We start from the raw sequence: 3412 nt of genomic DNA on the forward strand, positions 1-3412 counted from the left end.
GTCACTCCGCGCTCGACTACATCAGCCCCGCGCAGTTCGAACGAACCGCGTCACGCTGAGCAAATGCCTCTCCACTTAAGCGGGGCAAGTCCAGATAGCTGGCCAGTGCGACTGATTGGTGCCGCCAGCGAGATCGGCGATCAGCCACAGATGAGGATGATCTGCGCCGCTACGGTCGCGGATGGTATCGCCCGACGGAATATTCACCTTACCAGCACCGGCTTCAGGATGCTGGCGGCTCACACGCTTGCCACTTGGGCCAAGAGCGGAATTAAATCGGTGATCGACCGCAGGCGCCCGAAAGACGGTGATGATCCACGGGTGCGGGAAGGTGATAGCCACCGGCACGAGGAGAATTCGTTCCCGTCAGGTCACAGCGCCGGTGCGGTCGCAGTCGGAGAGGCAATTGCGCGAGCATATCCAGATCATGCGGTCGCTGCTCGTGGTGCGGCGCTGTCAGTGTCCGTCGTGCAGGTGCCACGCGGAACGCACTATGCTGGCGATGTCCTGGCCGGGATAGCCATTGGCCTGATCGCTGAACGCGTGAGCGATGCGGCGATCGATTTAGCGGTGCGATGGGTTAGGCGTGCGCTTGCAGAGCCGCAGCGTTCGATCGGTGGCGACGCCCCGACGCCGGTCATCCGTCTTGCAGGGGCGCTGTAGTCGCCTCGGCTTCAGCACGATAGCAAGGACGTGGGGTCATCCCAATCGCGCTTTATTGACCTGAGTTTATTGCATTAACCCACATGTGAGGCCCTTATGCTTCATGATGCGATGGACCCGTGAGGATCGAGCTACATGACGTCGTGCCTACACGTCTGCGAGACAAAATGGCTCGATGAGCTAGATGGGTGACACCGACCTGCCTGACGGCATCGAGGAGCGCCATGTGGCACCCGTTCGAGGGCTTCGGGCGCACGCCAGCCCGCTCGCATTCATCATACTAGGCACTGCTATGGCAGTTGCGGCGAGTGGGCTGCTTGGCGGCGCGCCTGCGCCCGTAACGGCTGTCTCTGCTCCCGCCGCTTCGTTGGAACTCAAGGTCGCCCGGCCGCTGCGCAGCGGCTTGTTTTTCGAGACCCACATCCGGGTCACCGCCCGACAAGCCATTGCCAAGCCCGTAATCGGCGTGGACGCATCCCTCTGGCGCGATCTGACCATCAACAGCCAGGTACCAGCCCCCGCCAACGAGAGTTTCAAGGATGGGCAGTATCGCTTTGAGTACGGCCCCTTGAAGGCTGGGGAGACGCTCGAGGTCAAAATAGATGGCCAGACAAACCCGCCGTTGATCGGTCGTGTGGCGGGGAACGTCACGCTTCTGGACCACGACACCCCCCTGACCAAGGCCTATGTAACCGTCCCGGTCCTGCCATAATGGACATCGTCCTACGCGCTTCCGTCACATTCGCGGCGCTCTACCTGCTGCTGCGGCTGCTGGGCAAACGCGAGATCGGCCAGCTGACGCCATTCGAATTGGTGGTCATCGTGGTGATGGGCGACTTGGTCCAGCAAGGCGTCACGCATAACGACTTCAGCCTCACCGGTTCGATCCTGGCTATCGCCACGTTCGCTTTCTGGGCGCTGGTAATGAGCTGGGCGACCTACCTTTCACCCAGGCTGGAGACGCTATTGGATGGTCGACCCCAGGTCATCATTCGAGATGGCGAGCTGATCCAAGCGAACCTCCGCCGCGATCGCATAACGCGGGCAGAGGTCGAAGCAGAGATGCGGTTGGCTGGTATCGCCCATATGAACCAGGTCGCCTGGGCTATCCTAGAGACACAGGGCAAGATCAGCTTCATCCGGAAAGATGGTGGCGAGGTAAAGCCCGACGACGATGACGCTGGTACGGCGTAACATCATTCACTCCATAACGATGGCGGAAACCCCATCTCCGATAGTTCGTTCGGCGGTGGTGTAGGAGAAGACCGATCGCTCATGCCAGCAACGTCGTCTATTGCGATGGACCAAACAGCCCCCATGCTTTCGACATCATCCCGCTTCAGCCGCGAAACGGGACCTTGGATGCAAAATGCCCGATTTGCCGAGGGTATGGGCAATGGAACACGGAAATTGATCTGGTCAGCTTCCGGTGCAAGCGAGCAATCTGCGATTATTGCCACGGGGCGGGGTGGATCGAGACCGGCAACGACCCGGTTGGGCATGCTGACATCACCATGTCGCCAGAAGGTTATCCGCAATGGGTGATCGCATATGAGCCGCACCAGGATCCAGATCGGTCTGTATCTGATCCGGCGGCCCCGCTGTCGCCCAATCAGGTTGATCGCTAGGCTCGGGAGGTTGCCCGTAAGAACTAGGAGCGACGGAAGGGACTAGACGGCTTCCCAAGCCGACTGCACCGATGGCCAAATGCTCCATGAATATGGTAGATCGCGCTTAGTGAGAGATCCCTACGAAGTCTTAGGCGTGCAGATTGGTGCCGAGCCCGAGGTGGTTGACGCGGCGTATCGCGCTTTGATGAAAAAGTACCATCCGGACCGAACTGGCGCCGCCGCAGACAGCGCAAGGGCGCAGGAAATTAATGCTGCTTATTCAGCTATAAGAAGTGGTGGCACGGTGAAAGTCGACGTTGCACCCGCATGGGAGTGGCAGCCGATGCCGGTCGACTATCGGCCGCCGCTCCCCATCGCGCGAAAGTTAGGGTTTGCTCTGTTGGCATCCGCCGGGATTGTCGCCATTTTTGCCTTCATAGCGACACGCTGAAAGTCAGCGTTGATCAGACTTGGGTGTCCCGGCGGAAAGAACAGAAGCTGTCAACTGACCCGAGCGGGCCGCTTCCGCCAGCGCCTCCAAAAAACCAGCGACTTGCTCATCCACGCGCTTTTCGTCAGCGACAGTGGAGGCCGGGCGTCCTCGCGCCTTAACCCCTGCGGCATCTCGCGCTGCCTTCGCGCTGCTGTATTCGATCATACCGGAAAGGGTCCGGCCCGCTTTGGCTGTCGCTTTGGCCTGCTTGACGAGTCCAGTCGCAACGTCAATCGCCGGGCCTGCTAGTGGGATGCCGGAGAATTTCGCAGCCATCGGCGTCAGGAAGCGCATGAGCTTGTATGCCGACCCGCTCGGATTGGTCGTGCCCTGGATCTGAATGGTCGCCTCGCCAATTACGCGGCGCAGGCTCATCAGCCGGTTGAACTCCGGCTCATCAAGCAGAACCTTGAGTTTCGGAATGCCGAAGCGGATAATCTCGCTGTTGAGCTTGGCTCCGCTGACGGTGCCTAGCGATCCCCCACCAAGGTTGGAATTGGCGACGTACGCCTTATCGAAAATGGCGCCGATACCTTCAGCCTGAATAGCGGACTGAGGTGGTGCCGGTTTTCTGGACAGGGTGTTAAGCTACTCCTGACCTGAAGGACTGGTACGGGAATGAAGACGACGAGGAAGCGCTACGGCG

Annotated in this window: 5 protein-coding genes; 4 read left to right on the forward strand and 1 reads right to left on the reverse strand. The window is 59.9% G+C overall.

Going from position 1 to position 3412, the window contains the following annotated elements; genetic code table 11:
* The 4 genes from ACQKJZ_RS18625 to ACQKJZ_RS18640 all read left to right on the forward strand — a co-directional run.
* The coding region (locus ACQKJZ_RS18625; RefSeq protein WP_427733102.1) for a phosphatase PAP2 family protein at positions 1–663 on the forward strand (663 nt) is incomplete at its 5' end.
* A gap of 184 nt (positions 664–847) precedes the next feature.
* Entirely contained in the window at positions 848–1375 is a 528-nt protein-coding gene (locus ACQKJZ_RS18630; RefSeq protein ID WP_427733104.1) for a hypothetical protein, read from the forward strand.
* Positions 1375–1857 carry a DUF421 domain-containing protein gene (locus ACQKJZ_RS18635; RefSeq protein ID WP_427733106.1) on the forward strand — a complete coding sequence of 161 codons (483 nt, stop codon included), beginning with the start codon at positions 1375–1377 and terminating at the stop codon, positions 1855–1857. Before ACQKJZ_RS18630 ends, ACQKJZ_RS18635 begins: the two co-directional genes overlap by 1 nt.
* Positions 1858–2370: 513 nt before the next feature.
* Positions 2371–2724 carry a J domain-containing protein gene (locus ACQKJZ_RS18640; RefSeq protein ID WP_427733108.1) on the forward strand — a complete coding sequence of 118 codons (354 nt, stop codon included), beginning with the start codon at positions 2371–2373 and terminating at the stop codon, positions 2722–2724.
* Positions 2725–2727: 3 nt separating this feature from the next.
* On the opposite strand, the gene ACQKJZ_RS18645 is transcribed toward ACQKJZ_RS18640, so the two are convergent.
* Entirely contained in the window at positions 2728–3141 is a 414-nt protein-coding gene (locus ACQKJZ_RS18645; RefSeq protein WP_427733110.1) for a hypothetical protein, read from the reverse strand.
* Positions 3142–3412 lie beyond the last annotated feature (271 nt).

Source organism: Sphingomonas sp. NPDC019816 (assembly GCF_050274375.1).
Taxonomy (GTDB): Bacteria; Pseudomonadota; Alphaproteobacteria; order Sphingomonadales; family Sphingomonadaceae; genus Sphingomonas.

Excerpts from the sequence above, each read along its gene's own strand:
- ACQKJZ_RS18635 (WP_427733106.1), top strand. The coding sequence starts at position 1,375 with ATGGACATCGTCCTACGCGCTTCCGTCACATTCGCGGCGCTCTACCTG.
- ACQKJZ_RS18630 (WP_427733104.1), top strand. The coding sequence starts at position 848 with ATGGGTGACACCGACCTGCCTGACGGCATCGAGGAGCGCCATGTGGCA.
- ACQKJZ_RS18640 (WP_427733108.1), top strand. The coding sequence starts at position 2,371 with ATGCTCCATGAATATGGTAGATCGCGCTTAGTGAGAGATCCCTACGAA.
- ACQKJZ_RS18645 (WP_427733110.1), bottom strand. The coding sequence starts at position 3,141 with ATGAGCCTGCGCCGCGTAATTGGCGAGGCGACCATTCAGATCCAGGGC.